General features: G+C 60.7%; 23 protein-coding genes. 14 read left to right on the top strand and 9 right to left on the bottom strand.

The window, feature by feature from the left end:
* Positions 1-328: 328 nt before the first annotated feature.
* The 7 genes from MK6180000_RS05685 (at position 329) to MK6180000_RS05655 (ending at position 8,679) form a co-directional block, all read left to right on the top strand.
* A complete protein-coding gene (locus tag MK6180000_RS05685; RefSeq protein WP_138933856.1) occupies positions 329-1,360 on the top strand; it encodes a BMP family protein in 1,032 nt (343 codons plus the stop codon).
* On the top strand, positions 1,361-2,905 hold the full coding sequence (locus MK6180000_RS05680) for an ABC transporter ATP-binding protein (protein WP_138933855.1): 1,545 nt from the start codon (positions 1,361-1,363) through the stop codon (positions 2,903-2,905).
* Positions 2,895-3,944 (top strand): ABC transporter permease, encoded by a 1,050-nt coding sequence (locus MK6180000_RS05675; protein ID WP_138933854.1) that lies wholly within the window; start codon positions 2,895-2,897, stop codon positions 3,942-3,944. Before MK6180000_RS05680 ends, MK6180000_RS05675 begins: the two co-directional genes overlap by 11 nt.
* 2 nt (positions 3,945-3,946) lie before the next feature.
* The gene (locus MK6180000_RS05670) at positions 3,947-4,891 is read left to right on the top strand and encodes an ABC transporter permease (RefSeq protein WP_138933853.1); all 945 of its coding nucleotides are present in this window, start codon (positions 3,947-3,949) and stop codon (positions 4,889-4,891) included.
* On the top strand, positions 4,892-6,166 hold the full coding sequence (locus tag MK6180000_RS05665; RefSeq protein ID WP_138933852.1) for an amidohydrolase family protein: 1,275 nt from the start codon (positions 4,892-4,894) through the stop codon (positions 6,164-6,166).
* A gap of 202 nt (positions 6,167-6,368) precedes the next feature.
* Positions 6,369-7,742, top strand: coding sequence for an L-serine ammonia-lyase (locus MK6180000_RS05660; protein WP_138933851.1), 1,374 nt, complete (start codon positions 6,369-6,371; stop codon positions 7,740-7,742).
* A gap of 10 nt (positions 7,743-7,752) precedes the next feature.
* On the top strand, positions 7,753-8,679 hold the full coding sequence (locus MK6180000_RS05655; RefSeq protein ID WP_138933850.1) for a DMT family transporter: 927 nt from the start codon (positions 7,753-7,755) through the stop codon (positions 8,677-8,679).
* 23 nt (positions 8,680-8,702) lie between these two features.
* On the opposite strand, the gene MK6180000_RS05650 is transcribed toward MK6180000_RS05655, so the two are convergent.
* A complete protein-coding gene (locus tag MK6180000_RS05650) occupies positions 8,703-9,371 on the bottom strand; it encodes a thiamine diphosphokinase (RefSeq protein WP_138933849.1) in 669 nt (222 codons plus the stop codon).
* A 148-nt stretch (positions 9,372-9,519) separates the two neighbouring features.
* Here MK6180000_RS05650 and MK6180000_RS05645 point away from each other — a divergent pair, with 148 nt between their 5' ends.
* The gene (locus MK6180000_RS05645) at positions 9,520-11,817 is read left to right on the top strand and encodes a hypothetical protein (RefSeq protein ID WP_246040441.1); all 2,298 of its coding nucleotides are present in this window, start codon (positions 9,520-9,522) and stop codon (positions 11,815-11,817) included.
* Between the two features lie 109 nt (positions 11,818-11,926).
* Here the strand turns inward: MK6180000_RS05645 and MK6180000_RS05640 are convergent, their stop codons facing one another.
* A complete protein-coding gene (locus MK6180000_RS05640; protein WP_138933848.1) occupies positions 11,927-12,412 on the bottom strand; it encodes a fasciclin domain-containing protein in 486 nt (161 codons plus the stop codon).
* A 234-nt stretch (positions 12,413-12,646) separates the two neighbouring features.
* Here MK6180000_RS05640 and MK6180000_RS05635 point away from each other — a divergent pair, with 234 nt between their 5' ends.
* Positions 12,647-12,838, top strand: a complete 192-nt coding sequence (locus MK6180000_RS05635; RefSeq protein WP_138933847.1) for a hypothetical protein — start codon at positions 12,647-12,649, stop codon at positions 12,836-12,838.
* 3 nt (positions 12,839-12,841) lie between these two features.
* Here the strand turns inward: MK6180000_RS05635 and MK6180000_RS05630 are convergent, their stop codons facing one another.
* Entirely contained in the window at positions 12,842-13,558 is a 717-nt protein-coding gene (locus MK6180000_RS05630) for an RlmE family RNA methyltransferase (RefSeq protein WP_138933846.1), read from the bottom strand.
* Positions 13,555-14,673 carry a Ppx/GppA phosphatase family protein gene (locus MK6180000_RS05625; protein WP_138933845.1) on the bottom strand — a complete coding sequence of 373 codons (1,119 nt, stop codon included), beginning with the start codon at positions 14,671-14,673 and terminating at the stop codon, positions 13,555-13,557. The genes MK6180000_RS05630 and MK6180000_RS05625 overlap by 4 nt, the downstream gene beginning before the upstream one ends.
* 258 nt (positions 14,674-14,931) lie before the next feature.
* Between MK6180000_RS05625 and MK6180000_RS05620 the strand changes: the two genes are divergently transcribed.
* From MK6180000_RS05620 to MK6180000_RS05600, 5 genes are all read left to right on the top strand, one after another.
* Positions 14,932-15,252, top strand: coding sequence for a virulence factor (locus tag MK6180000_RS05620; protein WP_138933844.1), 321 nt, complete (start codon positions 14,932-14,934; stop codon positions 15,250-15,252).
* Positions 15,253-15,278: 26 nt separating this feature from the next.
* Positions 15,279-16,208: a methylenetetrahydrofolate reductase gene (locus MK6180000_RS05615; protein ID WP_138933843.1), complete on the top strand. Its 930-nt coding sequence runs from the start codon at positions 15,279-15,281 to the stop codon at positions 16,206-16,208.
* A gap of 20 nt (positions 16,209-16,228) precedes the next feature.
* Complete coding sequence (locus MK6180000_RS05610) at positions 16,229-17,287, top strand: methyltetrahydrofolate cobalamin methyltransferase (protein ID WP_138933842.1); 1,059 nt, start codon at positions 16,229-16,231, stop codon at positions 17,285-17,287.
* Positions 17,288-17,504: 217 nt separating this feature from the next.
* Positions 17,505-18,059, top strand: a complete 555-nt coding sequence (locus MK6180000_RS05605) for a CHAP domain-containing protein (protein WP_138933841.1) — start codon at positions 17,505-17,507, stop codon at positions 18,057-18,059.
* Between the two features lie 160 nt (positions 18,060-18,219).
* Entirely contained in the window at positions 18,220-19,389 is a 1,170-nt protein-coding gene (locus MK6180000_RS05600) for a LytS/YhcK type 5TM receptor domain-containing protein (protein ID WP_138933840.1), read from the top strand.
* A gap of 121 nt (positions 19,390-19,510) precedes the next feature.
* Here MK6180000_RS05600 and MK6180000_RS05595 read toward each other — a convergent pair whose 3' ends face one another.
* The 5 genes from MK6180000_RS05595 to MK6180000_RS05575 all read right to left on the bottom strand — a co-directional run bounded on the left by MK6180000_RS05595 (position 19,511) and on the right by MK6180000_RS05575 (position 24,004).
* Entirely contained in the window at positions 19,511-20,272 is a 762-nt protein-coding gene (locus MK6180000_RS05595) for an ABC transporter permease (protein ID WP_246040440.1), read from the bottom strand.
* A complete protein-coding gene (locus MK6180000_RS05590) occupies positions 20,269-20,961 on the bottom strand; it encodes an ABC transporter permease (protein ID WP_171054555.1) in 693 nt (230 codons plus the stop codon). Before MK6180000_RS05590 ends, MK6180000_RS05595 begins: the two co-directional genes overlap by 4 nt.
* Before the next feature lie 77 nt (positions 20,962-21,038).
* Positions 21,039-21,827 carry a lysine/arginine/ornithine ABC transporter substrate-binding protein gene (locus MK6180000_RS05585; RefSeq protein ID WP_138933839.1) on the bottom strand — a complete coding sequence of 263 codons (789 nt, stop codon included), beginning with the start codon at positions 21,825-21,827 and terminating at the stop codon, positions 21,039-21,041.
* Between the two features lie 42 nt (positions 21,828-21,869).
* Complete coding sequence (locus MK6180000_RS05580; RefSeq protein WP_138933838.1) at positions 21,870-22,640, bottom strand: ABC transporter ATP-binding protein; 771 nt, start codon at positions 22,638-22,640, stop codon at positions 21,870-21,872.
* On the bottom strand, positions 22,637-24,004 hold the full coding sequence (locus tag MK6180000_RS05575) for an FAD/NAD(P)-dependent oxidoreductase (protein WP_281284895.1): 1,368 nt from the start codon (positions 24,002-24,004) through the stop codon (positions 22,637-22,639). Before MK6180000_RS05575 ends, MK6180000_RS05580 begins: the two co-directional genes overlap by 4 nt.
* Positions 24,005-24,019 lie beyond the last annotated feature (15 nt).

Here is a 24,019-nt window from a genome sequence, read left to right as displayed (position 1 = left end):
GGACCTTACTTCTAATAGATACTCCAACTTATAGAGCATACCGTAGGTTCCCGACACTCCATATCTGCGGGCCTCAATGCGAGGTGTCACCTTGCCGCAGGTGCCGCGCCCGGAATAAAACGCATTCGCGAAACCCGCCCTGCTGCGTGCAACCGGATACCGCACTGCCTGACCGGCTTTGCCACCTTTACCTGCACCAAAAATTGGCAGCCGACCGAAGGCAGCGCAGCAAAGCCCAGAAGCGTGTCAAAATACTGGTCATTCGCGCGGAAAAATTTTACGCTCACCCCAGAATAAGAAGACGAAAACCTGAGGGGGTATACGACAAATGACAAAGCTGATGACACCGCGGCGCGGCATGACCCGCCGCCACTTCTTGGCGACGGCTGCGGCCGCTGCACTCACCGCCGGGCTGATAGGCGGCGCGCGCCCCGCAATGGCCGCGGACCCGATCAAGACTGCCGGCATCTACACCGTCCCCGTTGAGCAGCAATGGGTCAGCCGCATCCACAAGGCCGCAACAGCAGCGGCCGAGCGCGGCGATATTGAATATGCGTTTTCCGAAAACGTCAGCAACACCGACTATGCCCGCGTCATGCGCGAATACGCAAATGACGGCTACACCCTGATCATCGGCGAGGCATTCGCCGTCGAGCAGGAGGCACGCGAGGTGGCTGCTGAGTATCCTGAAATTGCGTTCCTGCTTGGCTCCAGCTTCAAGCCTGACGATGCGCTTATGAATTTTGCGGTCTTTGACAACTACATTCAGGATGCGTCCTATCTGACTGGTATCATTGCCGGATCACTCAGCGAAAGCGGCAATATCGGCCTGATCGGCGGCTTTCCCATTCCCGAAGTGAACCGCCTGATGCACGCCTTTATGGCAGGCGTCCGTGAGACAAAGCCTGAGGCGACATTTCAGGTCAGCTTCATTGGCTCTTGGTTCGATCCGCCCGCCGCCAAGGAAACGGCCTATGCGATGATCGAAAACGGCGCGGACATGCTTTATGCCGAACGGTTCGGCGTCTCTGACGCGGCGCAGGAAAAGGGCGTTTTGGCCATTGGCAACGTGATCGACACCCAAGCCGACTATCCGGACACCGTCGTCGCCTCGGCCATCTGGAATTTTGAGCCGACGTTGAACATGGCGATCAGTCAAGTCAGGGATGGCACGTTCTCGGCTTTTGACTACGGGATATACTCCACCATGAAGGAAGGCGGCGCAGAGCTGGCTCCGCTGGGCACCTTTGAGGGCAAAGTCCCGCAGGAGGCGATGGATATGGTCGAGGCCCGTAAGGCCGAAATCATGGCCGGCGACTACGTCACCGAGATTAACGACGAAGAGCCGAAGTCCCAGTAAATGCCTGATACCAAAGAGGCGCAGGTCGTCCTGCGCCTCGACCAAATCACCAAGACATTCGGCGCCCTCACTGCGAACGACGCGGTTAGCCTCTCTCTGCACAAGGGAGAGGTCATCGCGCTCTTGGGCGAGAATGGCGCCGGCAAGACGACTTTGATGAACATCCTCTTTGGCCAATACACTGCAGATAGCGGCACGGTCGAGGTTATGGCCACGCCCCTGCCCGCCGGCAATCCACGCGCAGCGCTGGATGCTGGCGTCGGCATGGTGCACCAGCATTTCACGCTGGCGGGCAACATGACCGTGCTAGAGAACGTGACGCTGGGCACCCGTTCGCTATGGTCGCTGGGCCAGGGCCGCGCTGCCGCTCGGGCCAGGATTGCTCAACTGGCGACCGATTTTAAGCTCAGCGTCGATCCGGATGCCCGCGTCGGCACGTTGACCGTGGGCGAGCGGCAGAGGGTCGAGATTCTCAAGGCGCTCTACCGCGACGCACGGATTTTGATACTGGACGAACCGACAGCGGTTCTGACACCCCAAGAAACGAACGATCTGTTCGAAACCTTGCGCAAAGCGGTGGCCTTGGGGCTGTCCATAGTCTTTATCTCGCACAAATTGCATGAGGTCATGGCCATTTCGGACCGCGTCGTGATCCTGCGCCACGGCGAAGTCGTCCACGAAGGCGCCACGCGCGAGACGGACCCACAGGATCTGGCCGCGCGAATGGTCGGCGGCGAAGTAAACGCGCCAGAGGCAAGTCCCGGCACCCCCGGCGCGGCGCTGCTGTCACTGGCAGCTGTGTCGACACCGGATCGCGGCGCTGCACCCGGCCTCAAATCGCTGGATTTCAGCCTGCTGGCCGGGCAGATTACCGGGCTGGCGGGCGTGTCGGGCAATGGTCAGGCGGCGCTGGCCGACCTCATCGGCGGAATGATCCGGCCTGCCACCGGGACACTTGCGCTGGATGGCGCGGAGGTCACGACATGGTCGCCGCGCGCCGCCATTCATGCCGGGATCGCGCGCATCCCTGAGGACCGGCACAAGACCGGGACGATCGCCGATTTCGACCTGACCGAGAATGCAATACTTGAGACCTATGCAGACGCCCCCTTCAGCCATCATGGCTGGATGAACTGGCGCGCAGCTAAGGGGTTTGCCGAAGCGATCATCACCCGTTATGACGTGCGCTGCCCCGGCCCCGGCACGCGCATTCGCCTGCTATCGGGCGGCAATATGCAAAAGCTGATCCTTGGCCGCGTAATGGAGGGCGCACCGCAGATCATCCTCGCCAATCAGCCCGTGCGCGGCCTCGATATTGGCGCTGTAAATTACGTCCATTCGCAGTTACTGGCCGCTAGGGATCGCGGCGCGGCGGTCCTTCTGATCTCAGAAGACTTGGATGAAATCATGACCTTGTCGGACGTTATTCACGTCATATCCGAAGGCCGCCTGTCACCACCGTTCCCCCGTGGTAGCATGAGCCCGGCCGATTTAGGCATCTGGATGGCCGGTCACGGCTTTGCGGAGGCCGCCCATGCGTCTTGAGCCTATCGCAAACCCATCACTGGCCCGCACCCTAACGCCGCCTGCGCTGGCAATCATCGCTACAGTGGTCACCGCTTCGCTGCTGGCAATGCTCGCCGGGGCAAATCCGCTCGCAGTGCTGGGTCTCATCATAAAAGGCGCGTTTGGCAGCCAGTTTGCCCTTCTGGAGACGTTAAACCGCGCCACACCGCTGATCTTTACCGGTCTTGCGGTCGCTGTCGCGTTCCGCGCGCGTCTGTGGAATATCGGGGCAGAGGCCCAGTTATACGCCGGCGCGCTCGTCGTTGCGATCCTCGGCGCGGGCCTCTTGGACTGGCCCAGCGCCGTGCTGCTGCCGTTTATGGCGATCCTTGCCATGATCGCGGGGGCGGTGCTCTTGCTCATCCCGGCCCTGCTCAAGGTCCGGCTTGGCGTCGACGAAGTGGTCACGACCCTATTGATAAACTTCATCTTTTTGCTATTCGTCTCGATGCTGCTTGAAGGCGCGCTCAAGGACCCCATGGGCATGGGCTGGCCTAAATCCGCGCGCCTGATTGATGAGGCGCGCCTGCCCCGCATCATGGACGGCTTGCGCCTGCACTGGGGCTTCGGCCTTGCTTTGATCTCGGCGGTCATTGTCTGGATTATCGGCGCGCGCACGACGCTGGGTTACGAGATGCGCGCCGTCGGCCTCAATCGCGACGCCGCCGAATTCGCGGGCATTCCCGTGGGCCGCGTACTGATCAAAACAGCGCTGTTGTCGGGCGGTCTTGCGGCGCTCGCAGGATACTCCGAAGTGGCGGGCCTCAAGGGCTCGCTCACCCTCGATCTGAGCCCCGGCTTTGGCTACACGGGCATCATCGTGGCTATGCTGGCGCTGCTTAATCCGCTGGGCGTCGTCGTGGCCGCTCTCTTTGTCGCGGGTATATTCGTCGGCGCCGACAGTATGAGCCGGGCGGTCGGCGTGCCGACATATCTGGCCGACATAATGCTGGCCACCGCGCTGCTGCTGATGGTCGTGGCCATCCTTCTGACCCGGTTCCGCGTGGTGAGGGAATAGGAATGGACATCCTCGAAATCCTGATGACAGCCAGCTTCTGGACCGCCGCGATCCGCATTGCGTCGCCGCTGATTTTTGCGACCTTGGGCGAGCTGATTTGCGAGCGCGCGGGCGTTCTGAACCTTGGGATTGAGGGGATCATGGTCGCGGGCGCGTTCGCTGGGTGGATGGCGGTCTATTCGGGCCTTGGCCTCTGGCCGGGCGTCGCTGTGGCGTTCGTCGTCGGCATGGGGTTTGGGCTGATCCACTCGATCCTGACGGTGCCCTTTGGCCTCTCGCAGCATGTCGTTGGCCTTGGCGTCACCCTGTTGGCGACGTCTAGCACCTACTACGCCTATCGCCTCGCCCTGCCCGAAGTCACCAGCCCGCCGAAGATTGACGCGTTTCAACCGCTGCCAATACCGGTTCTGTCGGATATCCCGCTAATCGGCCCGGCCCTTTTCGCACAGACGCCGCTGACGTATCTGGCCTTCGCGATGGTCGCCATCGTCGCGATCATCCTCTACCGCACGCCTCTGGGCCTTGCTGTGCGCGCAGCGGGTGAAAACCCGCAGGCCGTGGCCGCGCAGGGCCTTTCGGTTACAGCCATCCGTATGGGCGCGGTGATGGTCGGCAGCGGCCTGATGGCTATCGGCGGCGCGTTCCTGACTATGTCGGCGTTCAACAGCTTCTTCTTCGAAATGGTGTCGGGGCGCGGCTGGATCTGCATCGCCCTCGTCGTCTTTGGTGCGTGGAGGCCGGGCAAGGCGCTGTTGGGCGCGATCCTCTTTGCCGCGTTCGATGCGCTGCAAATCCGCATCCAGCAGACGCCGCTAGGGGCGGGCATCCCCTATCAGGTGTTCCTGATGATGCCCTACTTCCTATCCATCCTCGCACTGGTCGTGATGTCGCGCCGGGCCGAGGTGCCCGCCGCATTGATGGTGCCATTCAACAAAGGGGAACGCTGAATGTTCGATATTATCGTCAAGGGCGGCACGCTGCCAGATGGCCGCATCACCGATATCGGCATTGAGGCGGGACGGATCAAAGCCATCGGATCGCTGGACGCAGACGCGGGCGAAGTGATTGACGCGACTGGCGATCTCGTCTCGCCGCCTTTTGTGGACCCGCATTTTCACCTGGATGCCACCCAGTCCTACGGCACACCGCGCATCAACGTATCGGGCACGCTGCTAGAGGGGATCGGCCTCTGGGGCGAGTTGAAGGAGGTCATGACCGTGGGCGACATGGTGACCCGCGCGCTGACATATTGCGACTGGGCCGCGTCCATGGGCCTTCTGGCGATCCGCAGTCATGTGGATACCTGCGACGACAGCCTCAAGGGCGTCGAGGCGATGCTGCACGTCAAAGATGCGGTAAAGGCGTATATTGACCTGCAACTGGTCGCCTTCCCGCAGGACGGCCTCTACCGCGATCCCACCGCGCGGACCAATACCATCCGCGCGCTGGATATGGGCGTCGACGTTGTCGGCGGCATCCCGCATTTTGAGCGCACGATGGCGGATGGCGCGGCGTCTGTCCGCGATCTGTGCGAAATGGCCGCCACGCGCGGCCTGCGCGTCGACATGCATTGCGACGAATCGGACGATCCGATGAGCCGCCACATCGAAACCCTAGCATACGAGACGCAGCGCCTCGGCCTGCAAGGCCGCGTCAACGGCAGCCACCTCACATCCATGCACTCGATGGACAATTACTATGTGTCCAAACTGCTGCCCCTGATCGCCGAGGCAGAGGTGTCAGCGGTGCCCAATCCGCTAATCAACATTATGATCCAAGGACGCCAAGACACATTCCCCAAGCGGCGCGGCATGACCCGCGTCAAGGAAATGCAAGCCCACGGCATCACTGTCGGCTGGGGGCAGGACTGCGTGCTGGACCCTTGGTATTCACTGGGCACTGCTGACATGCTCGACGTTGCGTTCATGGGAATGCACGTCGCGCAAATGTCATCACCCGATGAAATGGCGCACTGCTTTGATATGGTCACGCACCAGAACGCGGCCATCATGGGCCTTGAGGATTACGGCCTGCATGTCGGCGCGACCGCTTCGCTTGTCATCCTCGATGCCGCAAATCCAATCGAGGCATTGCGCCTGCGCGCCGCGCGTTTGTGCGTCATCGCCAAAGGCCGCGTCATATCCCGCACCCCTCGCATGGATGCTGCCCTCACGATTCCCGGACGCCCCGAAACCATCCGCCGCCGCCATCAAGTTCAATAGCCCCTTCCCTGCATCTTTCTTTTTGCCAAAAATATCCTGGGGTGAGCGTTGAATTCCTCTGGAATTCAGCGTGAGGGGCAACGCCCCTAACCGCAACGCCCGCGTCACAACAGCGCCGCTCTATGTCGTATTCGGTATAGGCCGCGCTCCCGCAACCTGCGACAAGGGCGCAGCCGCGCATATACTAAAAGGAGGCCACCTTATGTTCCTATCCGTCTTCGACATGTTCAAGGTTGGCATCGGCCCGTCGTCGTCGCATACGATGGGCCCAATGGTGGCCGCCGCACGGTTTCTGGACAAAATGCGCGCAGCCCCCTTTGCCTGCCACGGCGTCAAGGGATCACTGCACGGCAGCCTTGCCTTTACTGGGATCGGCCACGCGACTGATCGCGCGACGATCCTTGGCCTCGCGGGCTATCTGCCCAACACCTACGATCACTCCGCGGCCGAACAAACCATGGACCAGATCCGCGAGACCCACACCCTGACGCCCGCCGGGCTGCCGCCGCTCTCCTTTAACCCCAAAGAAGATCTGCTCTTTGATTTCGGCCCCAATCTGCCCGGTCACGCAAATGGCATGGTCCTGATGGCGACCGACAGTCAGGGCGACACGATCCTGCAAGAGACGTATTATTCCATCGGCGGCGGCTTTGTCATGACCGAAGCCGAGCTGGCGGCAGGGCGCAATACCGATGAGGGCGATCCTGTTCCCTACCCGTTCAAATCCGCCACCGAGATGCTGCAGATGTGCGAGACCTCCGGCAAAACAATCGCCCAGATGAAGAAGGCTAACGAGATCTCTCGTAGGGGCGAGACCGACATGACCACTGGGATAAAGCGCATCTGGCAAGTGATGAATGACTGTATTGAGCGCGGCATGACGACCGATGGCATCCTGCCCGGCGGTCTGAACGTGAAGCGCCGCGCGAAAAGCATCCGCGACGGCCTGATCGCCGAGCGCGGTACAAACCTGCAAGCGCCGCACAAGATCAACGATTGGATGAGCTGCTACGCCATGGCCGTCAACGAGGAGAACGCGGCCGGCGGCCAGGTTGTGACGGCGCCGACGAATGGCGCAGCGGGCGTCGTGCCGGCAGTCATCAGGTACTACCTCGACCACTATCCCGGCGCGTCGGAGGCGCATGTCGAAGATTTCCTGCTGACCGCCGCCGCGATCGGCGGACTCGTCAAGTTCAACGCCTCTATTTCGGGCGCCGAGGCAGGTTGCCAGGCCGAGGTCGGCAGCGCCGCCGCGATGGGCGCTGCGGGCCTCTGCGCCGTGATGGGCGGCACCCCGATGCAAATTGAGAACGCGGCCGAAATCGCGCTGGAGCATCACTTGGGCATGACGTGCGATCCGGTCAAAGGCCTCGTGCAGGTGCCATGTATCGAGCGGAACGGTTTGGGCGCGATCAAGGCCGTATCGGCGGCCTCCCTCGCGATGCGCGGCGATGGCACGCATCTGGTGCCGCTGGACGCCTGTATAGAGACGATGCGACAGACCGGCGCCGACATGATGGACAAGTACAAGGAAACATCGCTGGGCGGCCTCGCCGTCAACGTGCCGAATTGTTAACGCGCGAATAATGGAACCCGTTCTAGCCAATCCGGCGACACGCGCCTCACTCGGCATCTTGATGATGGTCGCGTTCGGACTGATCGCGCCGGCGATGGACAGCTTTGCCAAGTTGATCGGCGACGCCCTCCCGGTGACGCAGGTCGCGGCGATCCGGTTTTTTGCACAGGCGGCCCTCCTTATGCCTTTGGCCGCCGCAATGGGCTGGTTGCACTGGCCGCCAAGGGCCGAAATCGCCCTGCATCTGGTGCGCGCCGCGTTACTTCTGGTCGCCACCACATGCTTTTTCTATGCGCTGCAATTCATGCCGGTTGCCGATGCCATCGCCATCTTCTTTGTTGAGCCGTTCATCCTGACCATTCTGGGCGGGCTGCTACTAGGCGAGGTGGTAGGCGCGCGACGTTACATCGCCTGCACAGTCGGCTTTGCGGGTGCGCTGCTGATTATCCGGCCCAGCTTTCAGGAGGTTGGTGCGCCCTCTATCTTGCCGCTTTGCACCGCATTACTCTTTGCTTTCTATATGATTTTGACGCGGCGCATGGCCACGCGGATGCACCCGATCACACTTCAGGCGTATACCGGTCTTGCCGCGCTGGCCCTGGCCTTGCCTGTGTTGATCGCCTTTGACGGCTCAGGCTTTGCGCAGCTGGACCCCGCGTGGCCTGCCATGCGCGAGGTGTGGCTATTGGTCGGGCTGTGCCTGTGTGCCACCGTCAGCCATATCTGCATCAGCTTTGCGCTGAAATTCGCGCCTGCCTCGACGCTTGCACCGGTGCAATACATGGAAATCATCACCGCCACGGCGCTGGGTTTCTGGATCTTTGGTGATCTGCCGGATGCCATCGCATTCATCGGTATTGCGCTGATCGTGGCGTCCGGCCTCTTTGTCCTTTTGCGCGAAAGACATTTAGAGCGCCGCCCTCTGCCACAGCCCTGAGATTACAGCCCCGAGGCCGATTGTCAGGGCCAGCGTGCCGGATTGCTCAACAACATATCTGCGACCTGCCCCAGATGCTCTACCGGCAGAATCACCAGCAGCTTGGGCGTCGTCACAGTTAGGTTCACGGGACCAACTGCAAAGTTCGACGTTCCGATCTGTCCGTCCGGTGTCAGCGTCAGGCCATCGATCGGCCAATTCAGCCCGTCCGAGCGCCCCTCGACCGCGCCCATGGGAAAGAGTGACACGCGGCAGCCCTGAGGCAAATCCAGCGCCATGGTAGGCGGCGCGAGAAAAATCGCGTCATCCGCGCCAATAAGCACGCAGCGACGGGCGGGCCAACGCACCAAGACGTTGCAAACTGCCAGCTGATGATCCACCCGCGCGCCACTGAAACCCGCGCCGACAATCAGGGCCGCATCGATCCGGCTGATGCATTTTTCGAAATCGGTGCTATCCTGTTCTGTAACGGGATGCAGCACGGACTTCGGCAACGCCGTGCGCACCTCGTCTGAAATCGAATCGAAATCGCCGATGACCGCCTCGGGCACGACTCCATACGCCAGCGCGGTCGCGGCCCCACCATCAGCGGCAATGGTCCGTTCGCCCAGCGACAGTGCCAGCCGCATCACCTCGGAGGGGACATCCGCCCCACCAATCAACGCGACAGTGCCGGATCTGTGAACAATCATACTAAATTCCTTCGGACTTACATCTTTTTTGGAAACAAATCACAATCTTGCCATGAAATAATACTTTGATGATCGCAGATTCGGGCCTCTTTGGGCTTTCACGCCATGGTAAACATTGGCTTCGCAGTCAAGGAAAGGCGAGTTAATTATGGTCAGCAACAGCAAGATCCTCACGGTCTCCTACGGCACTTTCTCCTGCACGTTGGAAGGCTTTGATGATTCGTTCGACACCATGAAGGCGATTGCCGAGTATTTCCGCGACCTCGCCGCTGACGACCGCTACTTCGGCGCCGAACCTGCGGCGCCTGACGCCGAAATGCTGGCCCGCATCGCCGAGCGCGAGATTTCCCGCCGGGTCGAGGCGCATGACACCAACGGCAAAATCCACCTGCGCGCAGGCACCGCCGCCCTGCCCGCCGCCGATCCTATTGCTGACCAGACTACCGCCGATCAGACTGCTGCGAATGAGACTGCTGAATGGGCTGCCCCAACGCCGCACGCAACAGCAGAGCCGGTCTCGCAATCTGCTCCGCCATCCGCTTCTGCGCCTGCCCCGCGCACCAATCATACATCCAGCGAGAGCATGGCTGACAAGTTGCGCCGCATCCGCGCAGTCGCCGCACCCAGCATCTCTACCTTTCCAGGAAGCGGCTTTGACGAGGACGATAATACACAAGACTTCCTGGCAGGCGCTGCCATCCAGCCTCAGGAAATTCAATCGGGCATGAACCAGCCTGCCGAGGACGCAGCAGACGACGTCCCATCCGAAGCATCGCGTGATAGCGATGAGGCTGACGTGTTGCCCGATCCGCAACCAGAGACCGCCGAGGACGCCGCCGCCGATCCCGCTACGGACACCGCAGAGCCCACATCCGAAGTTACCCTTGAAACGGCGCAGGATGACGTTGTGGCGGCAGAGACGGAAACCGCGGATGACAGCGACGATGCCGTCCCTGAGATCACAGACGAAGTAGACGATAACGACGACGACGACATTTTGACGCGGTTGAACGCCGATGCGGGCGCCGTGCCCGACCTGACGGCAGACGCCTCAGAAACAGACGCCTCAGAGGAAGAAGCGAGCGAAGCCGAGCAATCAGATGACCTAGACGCATTCCTTCGCGATGCGAGCCTTGGCGCGCAAGCCAGCGATGACGCCGACGACTATGACGACGAGGCAGATGACGAATACGGCGCAGGCGACGACACGCTATCTCAGCTTCTGGCCGATGCGCTGGACGGTGGCGCCGCAGGTAATGAAACTTCGAAGGTTGAAAGCGCACCAGAAAATGACGTTCAGGCACAGGATACCGCCGATGCCAACGCGTCTGAAATCGACGAAGCCGACGCAGCCCCCTCAGACGAGCGGCCCCTAGCCGCGCGCGTCATCAAAATGAAGCGTTCGGATCTGGATGCGGCCCTCGCCGGTGAAAACCTGCAAGAAGTGATCGAGGCGACAGATGCCCCCAGCGATCTAAGTGACGAAGCCGAGGCGGATCTTCAGCGCGAGTTGGCCGAGGTCGAGGCAGAGCTGCACCAAACACGCGCGCCCGAGACGATTACTGCGGATGTCACGATGTCACCCTCGTCCATCGAGGATTCGGACTGTGAAGCCGAAACCACTGCAATCACGCCAGATGAGGCGCCTGACGTCACGCCTGAGACCGACGGCACCGACGAGAAAAGCGACCACGAGAATGACGCGCCCCGGGCCAAGCATCTGGACGCGCCTGCGTCCGACGCGCAGGCCGCGCGCATCTTTGACGAGGCTGACACCCAGCTGGAAGAGCCGGAATCTAATCAGCGGCGCAGCGCGATCCAGCATCTGCGCGCCGCAGTCGCCGCAACCAAGGCCGAGCGCCGCGCAGGCGGCGCCATGCAGGTGGACGTTGACGACCAACCCTATCGCAACGACCTGCAAAGCGCAGTTCGCCCGCGGCGACCGCAACCTGTTTCCACATCAATGACACCGCGCCCGGGGGCAACTCTCGCCTCGCGCCCTGCCCCGTTGAAACTGGTTGCCGAGCAGCGCATCGACTCGCCGTCCGACGCAGTTCAGCCCGTGCGCCCGCGCCGCATTACCCGCGCCGACCTGGTTCCGGCCAGACCCGAGCAATCAGCACGGACAGACGGCGCAAATCCAAGCTCTGGCGCGCAAAATGCGCAAGGCAGTGCAAGCTTTGCAGACTTCGCCGAACAGAAGGGCGCCAGCAGCCTGACCGAAATGCTAGAGGCGGCAGCCGCCTACCTGGCCGATGTTGAGGGGACGCCGCAATTTTCGCGACCCATGCTGATGCAAAAGCTGCGCGAGGCGCAGGACGAAGACTTCTCACGCGAGGATGGCCTGCGGTCGTTCGGTCAACTGCTGCGCCAAGGTAAGCTGCAAAAGTTGAAGGGTGGCCGCTTTGCCGTCACATCTGTCACCGAATTTCGCCAGTCGGCGTAGGGACGTGCCGTCATCGACAACGAAAACGCTGCCGAAGTAATCTTCGGCAGCGTTTCGCGTTAAGCGTTCGACATAGCGCGCAAATAACCGCGCCCTATGTTAGGATCGCTTACATTGACGGCATCAGGACGCTGTCGATAACATGGATGACGCCATTGGACGCTTCAATGTCAGCTTTCGTGACGGCTGCATCATTCACCATGACGCCGCCCTCAGTTTTTATGGTGACATCACTGCCCTCGACCGTCGCCGCAGTCATACCATCGGTCAGGTCGGTCGACATGACTTTGCCGGGGACGACGTGATAGGTCAGGATTGCTGTCAGCTTATCTTTGTTCTCGGGCTTCAGCAGGTCATCGACGGTGCCTTCGGGCAGTGCTGCAAATGCCTCGTCGGTGGGGGCAAAAACGGTGAACGGGCCTTCGCCCTTCAGCGTCTCGACCAGGCCTGCGGCCTCGACGGCTGCAACCAGCGTGGTAAAGGAGCCTGCTTCGACGGCTGTGTCAACGACGTCCATGCTGGAATGGTTGTCGGCAAATGCGGGAAATGCCATAGCGGTCGATGCGGCCAGTGCCATGAATGTTCTACGGATCATTATCAAACTCTCCTGTCAGGGTGTCGTCGGTATTGACGATGGGAGAGATACGGACGGAACTGCGAGCAGATCATTCACGGAGCCGTGAGATCCCGATTTTGGGGCTACCGTTAGGTCGAGGCGCGCTCAATTTTATGCAAAATAGTCTTATTTTGCCATGTTTCGGTCACGCCCGGTTCGTGATCCTGCGTTATTCTGACGCATAGCTCTTAAGGAGGGTAGGAGGACAGTGTGATGAATTCCAATTTTGAACTTGGCATCCCGGACTCGGTCGCAGCGCGTCACGCGCGTCTTTTCGAATTGCTCCGCCAGCAGCAGCGCGCCCAGTGCGTCGCCCAAAGGATGAAAGGCGACACACCGGAGGCGCAGGGCGCACTTACGCAGATCGCGCGCCGCGCCGCCGCCTCTTGGCAAAAGATGCGCTGATCTTCAGCCGCGAAAGCCGGTGGCGACCACGAACTTTTCCGAGCTGTCCGAGCGTGATGCTGGCGGCTTGACGTTTGACACCTTGGTAAAGCGCTGCTTGAGCAGCTTTTGCAACTCGCCTTCTGCACCGCCGGCCAGCACCTTGGAGACGAACGTGCCGCCGACCTCTAATACATCGAACGCAAAATAGGCCGCCGCTTCGCAGAGCGATATGATGCGAAGGTGATCTGTCTGCTTATGCCCTGAGCTGGAGGCCGCCATGTCGGACATCACCACATCGGCAGGCCCTCCCAGCCATTCCTTGACTTGCTCGTCCGCGCCTTCGGCCATGAAATCCAGCTGGTGCAACGTCGCGCCTGTAATCGGCTCCATCTCTTGCAAATCGATACCCAGAATGGTGCCGATCGCCTTGCCGCTCTTTTCGCCAAGCGCGTTGATGCGCGGCACCGCCACCTGCACCCAGCCACCAGGCGCACAGCCCAGATCGACGATGCGCGCGCCCGGCACCAGAAAGCGGAACTTGTCGTCCACCTCCATGATCTTGTACGCCGCCCGGCCGCGATACCCCTCGGCCTGCGCGCGTTTGACGTATGGATCGTTGAGCTGCCGTTGCAGCCAGCGCGTCGACGACGCCTTACGACCGCGCGCGCTTTTGACTCTGACGGTCAGGTCGCGTTGGCCACGCCCCGACGTGTTCTTGCCATCCGGTCCTTTGTTCATGCGTCCTCCTCGACACTCAGCACGCCGTCTGCTGACATCTGAGCGTATAACATCCCCTCGCGCAGCCCGCGATCAGCGACCGATAGACGGTCTGTTGGCCAACAGCGCAAGAGCGCCTGTAATATCGCCGCGCCCGACATGATCAGCGCGTGCCGGTCCAGCCCAATTCGCGGATCGGTGCGCCGGCCCTCGGGACCAAGCGCCAGGTAGCTGTGGATGACCGTGTCAATCTCGTCCGATGTCATGCGCAGGCCATCAACTCGGTTGCGATCATATCGCTTGAGGTTAAGGTGGCTGGCCGCGACAGTCGTGACTGTGCCTGACGTGCCGATGATCTGAAAACCCTTGCGCGACTGCTCGCTCTTGTAGGGGGCGAATTCGACCAGATTTTCCTCGAAAAACCAGCTCATGAGCGCAAACCGGGCGGCGTCGTCATCGACGTCGCGAAACTGGTCACGCAAGGTCGCGACGCCCAGCGGCACGCTGATCCAGTCAACGACCCGCGCGCGCGGCTTGCCTTCCCCGCTGCCGATGTCAAAGCCGCCGTGCAGGCGCATGATGGCGCGGCGCCGGTCATGGGGTGGCACCTCCGTCAGATCAATCCACACTAATTCGGTTGAGCCGCCGCCAATATCGACAACTAGCAGTTGGTCCGTTTCGGGGGCCACCAGCGGCGCACAGCTAACAACAGCCAGCTGCGCCTCCTCCAGAGGGGAGATAACGTCCAGCGAGAGGCCCGTCTCGCGCTGAACGCGCGCCATAAAAGCGGCGCCATTGCCTGCGCGGCGACATGCCTCTGTTGCGATAAGGCGCATTGATGTGACTTTGTGGCGTTTGAGTTTTTGCTGGCAAACGCGCAGCGCCTGTATCGTGCGCCCGATTGAGGCGCGCGACAATTGTCCGGTCTTTTCCAGACCGGCGCCTAGTTGCACAGACTTGCTAAAGCTGTCGATCACACGGAATTGGCTGCCTCGCGGCTCCGCGATCAGCATCCGGCAGCTATTCGTACCCAGATCAAGCGCCGCATAAAGCGGCGGTCTGCTGGGCGGTTTCGGCGCGGGGCTCTCAACCGGTATAGGGATTGCGCCCGCACCTTCGGGACGCTTGGGCGTCATAGGGAACGCCTTCCATTTCGAGTTACCATCAAGGTATGGGCTATGGCGCTCCGGCGCAAGCCCGCTCGCGCATGGCCGCGCGCACCCATCCATTTCAATGACCACCCGATATTTATGGGGCGGATAACCCGATTGGCGACATGCGCGGACTTGGGTTACCAAGGGCACGTCGCGCAGGGCGCGCGTTGGGTCGAAAACAGGCGCCGCGCGCTGCCGGACGTGCAATAGAAGCAAAGGCGAGCAGCCGGAGGAATCACCATGGTCGATGTCACAATAGTCTACTGGCGGGACATTCCCGCGCAGGTCATAGTCGGCAAGGGCCGCAGCGGCGCTAAGAAGCAGCTGCCCGAACGGTTCGAGCAAGCCATCGACCGCGCGGCGATGAAAATTGGCGCAGGCGATAGCGATGCCTACCTTGCCGAATGGCGCAAAGCCTCGCCTTATCAGCTGGACGGCGAGGCATCCGACGTCGTCGCCGCGGAGGCCGCCCGTATCGACGCAGAATATGACCGCGACCGTATCAAGGCATTGATTGCCAATGACGGTTGGAACAACGCAGGCGAGACCCCTCAGGAATGACCCCTACCGGGATTAAGGAGGCTATAATGGCTCTTTTGAACTTCAAGAAGCGCACCCATGCTGCACCCGCCGCCCCGCCTGCCGCTGTCGAGGCGCTGCTCAAGGATTACTCGATCGAGGTAATGCCGCGCACCGCCGAAAAGGTCGAGAATTTCCGCGATCTTCTGCCCGAGGGAACGCGCGTCTATATCGCCCATATCGAGGGCACCCCGATCGAGGATATGGTCGCGACGGCCAAGCGTCTGGCCGAGGATGGCTATCCTGTAATGCCGCATTTCCCCGCGCGCATCATCAAGGATCGCGCGATGTTGGCCGACTGGATTGCACGCTATCAGGGCGAGGCCGGCGTCGATCAGGCGCTGCTGCTGGCCGGCGGGGTCACCACTCCGCATGGCGATTATCACAGCTCAATGCAGCTGCTGGAATCGGGTGAATTCGGCAAGGCAGGATTCAAGCGGCTGCACGTCGCTGGCCACCCCGAGGGCAACCGCGATATCGATCCGTCGGGGGGCATGGACAACGTGTCCGCTGCGCTCAAGTGGAAGCAGGCGTTTTCCGAGACGTCCGACGCTGAAATGGCGCTTGCCACGCAATTCGCGTTTGAGGCAGGCCCGATCATCGAATGGGCAGACGGATTGAAGGCCGCAGGCATTGATCTGCCGATCCATATCGGCATCGCTGGCCCGGCCAAATTGCAGACGCTTATCAAGTTCGCCATCGCCTGCGGCGTCGGCCCGTCGCTGAAAGTGCTGCAAAAACGCGCGATGGACGTGACCAAGCTGCTGCTGCCCTATGAGCCGACTGACGTCATCGGCCAACTGGCGACGCACAAGGCCGCGAACCCCGATTTCAACATCACCAATGTCCACTTCTTTCCGCTGGGCGGGATCAAGGCAAACGCGACATGGGCGATCGAGAATGCAGGCGCGTCTGGCGTGCCTGCCTCGGCCAAGTAATTCAAATACAAGGAACACACATGACCCGCACTATCGTCGAGAGCAAAACGAAAACCGCCGTCATCGGCTTTGACGAGCCCTTTTGCGTCATCGGCGAGCGCATCAACCCGACAGGTCGCAAGAAGCTGGCGGCCGAACTAGAGGCGGGCGACTTCTCGACCGTGGAGAAGGACGCGGTCGCGCAGGCCAACGCCGGCGCCACCGTCCTCGATATCAATGCGGGCGTCGTCTATAACTCCAACCCCAACCCGAACGAGACAGAGCCGCCGTTGATGAGCAAGATTGTCCAGATGGTGCAAAATCTCGTTGATCTGCCGCTCTGCATCGACAGCTCGGTTCCTGCCGCGCTTGAGGCGGGGCTGAAGGCCTGCGAGGGTCGCCCCCTGTTAAATTCTGTGACGGGCGAGGAGGACCGGCTGGAATTCGTGCTGCCGCTGGTCAAGAAATACAACGTGCCCGTCGTGGCGATTTCAAACGACGACACCGGCATTTCCGAGGATCCAAATGTACGGTTCGAAGTGGCAAAAAAGATCGTCCAGCGGGCCGCTGATTTCGGCATCCCTGCGCATGACATCGTGGTCGATCCGCTGGTCATGCCCATCGGCGCTATGGGCACCGCCGGCCTTCAGGTCTTTGCCCTCGTCCGCCGCCTGCGCGAAGAGCTTGGCGTAAACACCACCTGCGGCGCGTCCAACATCAGCTTTGGCCTGCCTAATCGGCACGGTATCAACAACGCGTTCCTGCCCATGGCGATGGGCGCTGGCATGACGTCGGCCATCATGAACCCGGTCGGCCTGCCCGTCCCTGCCGCCAAGATCGCGGAAAAGCGCGCCGAAGTCGCTGCGACCGGCCTCGAAATCCCCGAGGATATGGACGACGAGACGTTCTGCCAGCTCTTTGGCCTCGGCAGCACGCTGCCAAAATCCGGGACCGAAATGGAAGCGATTCGCGCTGCCAACTTCCTGACCAACAATGACCCGCATGGCGGCGAGTGGATCCGCTTTAACAAGCAGCCACCCAAAGCTGGCGAAGAAGGTCGCGGCCGTGCTGGCCGCGTTGGCGGCCGCAAACGCCGCTAAGATGCACCTGAGACAGGCCTTAAAGCCCCGCTTCGGCGGGGCTTTTTCGTGTGCGGTGTATATTTACCACGATCCTTAACCTGTTTAACGGACCGCGATTTCAAGCGGAATCTCGCCGGCGAGATTCTAAACACTTCGGTTTGCAGGAAAATTGTAGGAAACATTCCTGCGAGCGCCGCAAGAGCGTCACGGGCACGAGACTCTTTGAGGGACCTACATGACCATCCAATATAGCCGGAAATCATGGCGCATAGCGCCCTTTATGTGTGTTGCCGCACTCGCCTTGTCGGCCTGCGCAGGCGCCCCCCGGATGGAAGAGGTCAGCCACGCCAGCATCGATCCCGTCCGCGAGGCGATGGCCCTGCGCGAGGCGTCAGCGCTGCGTGCCAAAGGCCAGCGCGTCTGGTGCGTGCCCTTCGCACGCAACGTCAGCGGCATTAACATTCGCGGCAATGCGCATACCTGGTGGGGCAAGGCGAAAAATAGCTTTGATCAAAGCCATAAGCCCGCCGTTGGTGCGGTCATGTCTTTCCGCTCAACCCCATCAATGCCGCTGGGCCATGTCGCCGTCGTGTCGGAAATCGTGTCCCAAGACCGAATTTTGATTGATCACGCAAACTGGCACCGCGATCAGGTCAGCCAGGGCATGGCTGTCATCGACGTCTCTCCCAAGGGCGACTGGACTGCAGTCCGCCTCGAGAGCAATCCAGACGCGTTCGGCAGCGTCTACCCAATAAACGGCTTCATCCTCCCGCCGAATTCTGGCGGGTGAGCGTCATCCTCTAATGCTCTGTAATGACGTCTGTTCTAGGGAACTGTAAGCGCGGGCCCACAGAAAAATGTGCCGCTCCTTTTAGGCTCGATTTTATCTGTTAAGACAATGTTATTCCCCTCCCTTCATTGATGAGATGTGGGCCTAGGGGGTATTTCTCATGCTATTGTTACCGGAAATTATTGGATCGCTTGCGGTCGTCGCGTTGCTGGCTTCGGCATTTGGAGCAATTAGGTCGTGGTTGCACGACGCACGTGCGCAGCTTGCGCTAGGTTTGGCCTTTGGCTTGGTCGCGATGTTCCAGATGAACGCCCCGATTGAGATGGTGCCGGGCGTTATACTGGACATGCGGAACGTTCCCGTGGCGCTTGCCGGTGCGTTCTTGGGATGGCGCGGGGCGCTTGTCTGCGTTGCCATTGCTGCTGCGACCCGTTTCACGATTGGCGGGGTTGGTATGCCGTCCGGCATCGCCGCGATGATGATCGCTTGCGGCGCTGGCTATCTCTGGAACTACTACACCATGCGCGCCAAGCGGCGTGGAATCGTACAATTGATGGTTTTAGCGGCCCTCGTGAGCAGCCACATGATCGCGGCGTTTTTGCTACCTTGGGAGGTCTGCATTGCCTTCTTTGCGACGGCCGCCTTACCCATGGCTGGGCTAAACATGCTGTCAATTCCGATAGCAGCGGCATTTCTTGAACATGAAAGACTGCGCATGCTGGCAGAGCGCGCGCTGGCGACAGACCTTACGTTCGATCCCATCAGTGGACTTGCCAATTTCGAACAATTCAAGCGCGACGCGCTGGCTCTTGCCCGCAGCGATTGCAACGGGCGCGTCACCGGTCTGCTGGTGGTTCGCACCCTTGGCGCGAGGCGTCTGGCCAAAGACCTGGGGCGCGATGCTTTTCGCGAGGTTCAAAGCGCGATGCGCCTTCGCCTACAGGAATTTGACGCAACTGAAGTTGCGATCGCAGTAACCAATGACGGGCGCATCGTCATGTCGCTGGATTTTCGCCAAGTTGCAGAGCCCGAGCGCATAATGACAGAAGTGCGCCGCGTTCTGAATGATCACGCCTATCATCTGAAGGATGATCCTTCTCTGCGCATCAGCGTATCAGTCGACGTGCATGCAGCCCCGACGCCCGGAAAACTGGAGGCGGCTCTCGATGGGCTGTCTATCAGCAGCTCGCACGCGACGGTTGGCACACAACGCAGCAAGAGCGTGATCACCAGTGCTAACACTGATACACCGCAAGCGACGCGTCGCCCGCAACAAGAGCGCCTCTTTGCCGCAGCCAGCGTTCTATTTGCTACAAAGGACACGGGCTAGGCTGCCCCTGCCCTAGTTCGCCGCGCGGCAGAGTGACCAGTTCTGTTATCGCCTCAGCATGAATGCCGAGTGATCCAGACTACGCTCGTGCAGACCGGATCTAGTGAGGAGACCCAAGCTCTCAGGTGGCAGGCTTTGGCGCCTCACTAGGCTCTGGTCCTGCATCGCGGCGTACCAGATGCCGCAGGTAACGGCGCTCGAACCAGCGGAAGGCCCACGTAATGCATAAAACTATCAGAAAATACAGCAGCGCGGCCGTGATGAACCCCTCATAGGCAAGGTAGTAGCGCCCGTTCAGCCAGCGACCGACCCCGAGTATATCCTGAAGAGTGATCGTGCTGGCGATGACCGATCCGTGAAGCATAAAAATGACCTCATTCGAATAAGCCGGAATTGCCCGCCGAAACGCCGAAGGCAGGATGATCCGGCGCATCCGGCTGCGATAGGAATGGCCCGTTGCAATTGCCGCCTCGACCTCGCCGGTGGGGGTATCGGCGATGGTACCGCGTAAAAGTTCGGTGGTATAGGCCGCAGTATTTAGCGTGAACGCGATCAGTGCACACCACCATGCCGACGACAAAATGGGATCCCATAGCCAGCTATTGCGTATGACATCGAATTGGCCGACGCCGTAGTAAATCAGATAGGTTTGAACCAGCAGGGGCGTGCCGCGAAAAACGTAGGTAAAGACTTGGATCATCGGATTAAAGATCCGGTGCTGGGATGCCCGTGCAATCGCCATCGGAATCGCGAGAAGCCCGCCCAAAAACAACGCCAGAAATGTCAGGTTCAACGTAACCCAAACCCCATAAAGAAAGCGGTCGAAATTCTCGGCGATGAGCGAAATGTCGAGCGGAATGTAGGACAGTATATGCTCCATCATCGTGCCCTAACCACGCCGCGGCTGTAGTGCCGTTCCAGCGCGCGCAGCAGTAGGTCCGAAATTGCCGTCAGCATAAGATAGATGACGAAGGCCGCCGCCATAAACGTAAAAAGCTGCCCGGTAGAGCGGCCTGCGGTGAACGCATTATAGACCAAGTCCTGAAGTCCAATTATCGATACCAGCGCCGTCGCCTTGAGCTGAACAAGCCAGTTGTTGGTGAAGCCGGGCAAGGCGTATCGAACCATTTGGGGCCAGATAATGTGGCGAAAAATCAGCGACCTAGACATACCGCAGCTGATTCCGGCCTCGATCTGGCCACGGGGAATGGCCATGATTGCGCCGCGAAACGTCTCGGTAAAATAGGCGCCAAAAATGACGCCAATGGTGCAGGCGCCAGCCGCGAACTGGCTGATTTCGATATAGCCCCAGAGGCCCGTCATCGCACCGATATTGTTCAACGTTACCTGCCCGCCAAAAAAGACCAGCAGAATCAGCACCAGGTCAGGCACGCCGCGCACGATCGTGGTGTATAGTCCAGCGACCCGGCGCGCGACCTTGCTGGACGAGAGTTTGGCCCATGCCCCGAGCAGGCCAAAGATCAGCGCAATGACCAGCGACGTCAGCGCCAGTTGCACTGTCATCAGCGTGCCGTCAATAAGCTGGGATTTATACTCCAGTATCAGGTCCATCTGCCGTCCTTAAGCTGGGGTTACCGGGGCGACGCAAGGCCGCCCCGGTCTGTTCGTTTCACATGCCGCAGCTTCGATCACTCGGCGGGACGTGCGCCATAGATGTCGAAATCGAAATACTTATCGTTGATCTCGGCATAGGTGCCGTTCTCACGAATGGCGGCAATCGCAGCGCTGATTGCGTCGCGCAGCTCTTCTTCGTTCTTGCGCACAGCGACGCCCACGCCTTCGCCGTAGCATTCGAGGTCGAGATGATCGCCGCCCAAAAACGCATAGTCGGCGCCCTCATCAGTTTTCAAGAAACCCTCCAACGCAATCAGGCTGTCGGATAGTTGGGCGTCTACACGGCCAAGGGCCAGATCGCGAAAGACCTCTTCCTGCGTGCCATAAAGGACGATTTCGGCATCCGGGAACATCTTTTCAGCATAGCACTGGTGCGTGGTCCCGCGCTGTACGCCGATACGCTTGCCCGCCATCCCCTCAGCGGTGTCTTCGAAGCCCGCATCCTTGGGCGCGACGACACGGGCCGGCGTTTGGTAATACTTGTCCGAGAAATCGACCTGGCTCTTGCGCTCTTCTGTAATCGACATGGAGGCGACGATGGCGTCAAACTTCTGCGCCTTGAGCGCCGGAATCATGCCGTCCCATTCTTGCTGAATAAGCTCGCATTCGCGCTGCATTTCAGCGCACAACGCCTCTGCGATGTCGATGTCGAAGCCGACAAGTGAGCCGTCCGATTCCGTGGACGAGAACGGAGGGTACGCGCCCTCAACTGCGATGCGCAGCACGTCTTGGGCTGCGGCAGGAATGGTGAATGCAGCAAGAGCTGCAGCAGCGACTGTGGTTACAAAAGTTCTACGGATCATGGGGTTATCCTCTCTTTGGGTTGGTTTATTTGGTCGGTCGGATCAATTCATGCGCGATAGGAACGCCTGAAATTCGGTGGTTTTCGGTTTGGAAAACAGCTCGGTTGGCGGGCCCTGTTCGCAGATCTCGCCCTGATGCAAAAAAACGGTCTTGGACGATACATCGCGGGCAAAGCTCATCTCGTGTGTGACGACCAGCATCGTTCGGCCCTCGTCTGCCAGATCGCGCATGACGCCCAGCACCTCGCCCACCAACTCGGGATCAAGGGCTGAGGTAGGCTCGTCGAACAGCATCACATCAGGGTCCATCGCCAGCGCGCGCGCAATCGCGACGCGCTGTTGCTGGCCACCTGACAGATGCGCCGGGTAATAATCCGCGCGATCCGAAAGCCCGACCTTGGCGAGCAGCGCCTTTGCCTTTTCACGGGCCTCGGCTTTGGGCGTTTTCTGAACGTAGAGCGGCCCCTCCATGACGTTCTCCATCACTGTCATATGCGACCAGAGGTTGAAGCTCTGGAAGACCATGGCGAGGCGCGCGCGCATTCGCTCGACCTGCCGAATATCCTCAGGGATAGCATCGCCATGGCGGCCCGGCTTCATCCGCATCTTTTCACCGGCCAGCCAGACATCGCCGGAATTGGGCGTCTCCAGCAAGTTAATACAGCGCAGAAACGTGCTTTTGCCCGATCCGGAGGCGCCCAGAATGGCGATGACCTCGCCCTTTTGCGCCTCCAGCGAGATGCCTTTGATGACCTTGTGACTGCCGAAACTTTTGTGCAGGTTTTCGATCTTCAGTGCTGCGGGATGGCTCATGCAGTGTCCTCCGACTGGGGTGAGAGCGCGGCAAGTTCGCCCAAGGTGATCGGCTTGATCGGCGCGCGTGCTCTTGGCGGGTCTATGCCCCCCATGCGGGATGCCTTCCCCGCGCTCAGGATACCGCGAACGGTGGCGTCGCACATCCGGCCCTGACACGGGCCCATACCAGCGCGCAGCGAAGTCTTGATCTGGCGGTGGCCGTTCGCGCCTTCGCTTATGCCCTGCCGGATTGCGCGGGCCGTCACTTCCTCGCAGCGGCAGACGATCGTCTGGTCTGGCGGCGACAGGATTTCGGCGGGCGGCTGGTAGGCTGCGTCCAAAAAGGGACGTATGGCGCGGGCGCGAAACAGGGCCGACAGGGACGTCGTGGCGCGCTGGTTGCGGGCATCGGCGCTGATACGTCCCGAGGCGCGCAAAATGTCCAGCGCCGCCAGCTTTCCAGTGGCGCTCGCAGCGCTTGCACCGTTGATAACTGCCCCATCACCCGCGACATATAGGCCGGGCCGATCAGTCGCGCCCCAGATGTCGCAGATGGGCTGAAAGGCGTGCTGGGCCGCGTTCCACTCATGCTTGATCCCAGCCGCGCGGCTCATATGCGTAGACGGTGTGACGCCCTGGTGCGTCAGCAGCAAAGTGCACTTCAGGTTCTGTAACTTGCCCTTGCAGCGAAACGAGAAGTTGACCATGCCGCTGCCATCGCCCGTCGCCGCAAAGCCTGAGGCGCCCTTGTAACGAGGCACGCCCGCTGCGCGAATTTTGCCGATCAGGCCGAGCCCTTTCATCAGCATATCCGGTGAAAACAGCGCTTTGGGCAAATGCGGCAAGGCACGCAACAGCATGCCATGTGTCTGCGTTTCGACCAGCGCCTTTGGCGGGCATCCCGCGTCGATCATCTGCGCCGCGACCAGATAGAGCAATGGACCTGAGCCTGCGAGCACGGCATCTTTCGGCAGCATCCCCGCTGTCTTCATCAGTATCTGCGCGGCTCCTGCCGTCATCACGCCCGGCAACGTCCAACCCGGAAACGGCACAGGCCGCTCCTGCGCGCCGCTGGCCAGCAGGACATAGGGCGCGGTCGTTACCCGGCTAAGGCCGTTCTGGGACCAGACCACGCGCGGCCCGCCATCCACACGCCAGACCGCCGCGCCGGACTGTACCGTGACGCCGGACCGGGCCAGCGCATCGACCAGCTGAGATCCGGCCGCATAGTCCTTGCCCAGCCATTTGGGTGCGGCGCAGCCCGCGCCGACGTTGCGATAAATCTGGCCGCCGGGCTGCGGCTGCTCGTCCAGAAGCAGCACACGCAGGCCACCATCGGCTGCTGCTACAGCCGCTGACATGCCAGCAGGGCCGGCGCCGATGATGATGAGGTGAAA

Origin of the sequence: Roseovarius arcticus (assembly GCF_006125015.1) — a bacterium.
GTDB classification, from domain to species: Bacteria; Pseudomonadota; Alphaproteobacteria; order Rhodobacterales; family Rhodobacteraceae; genus Roseovarius; species Roseovarius arcticus.
This window is presented reverse-complemented; position numbering and strand designations above follow the sequence as displayed.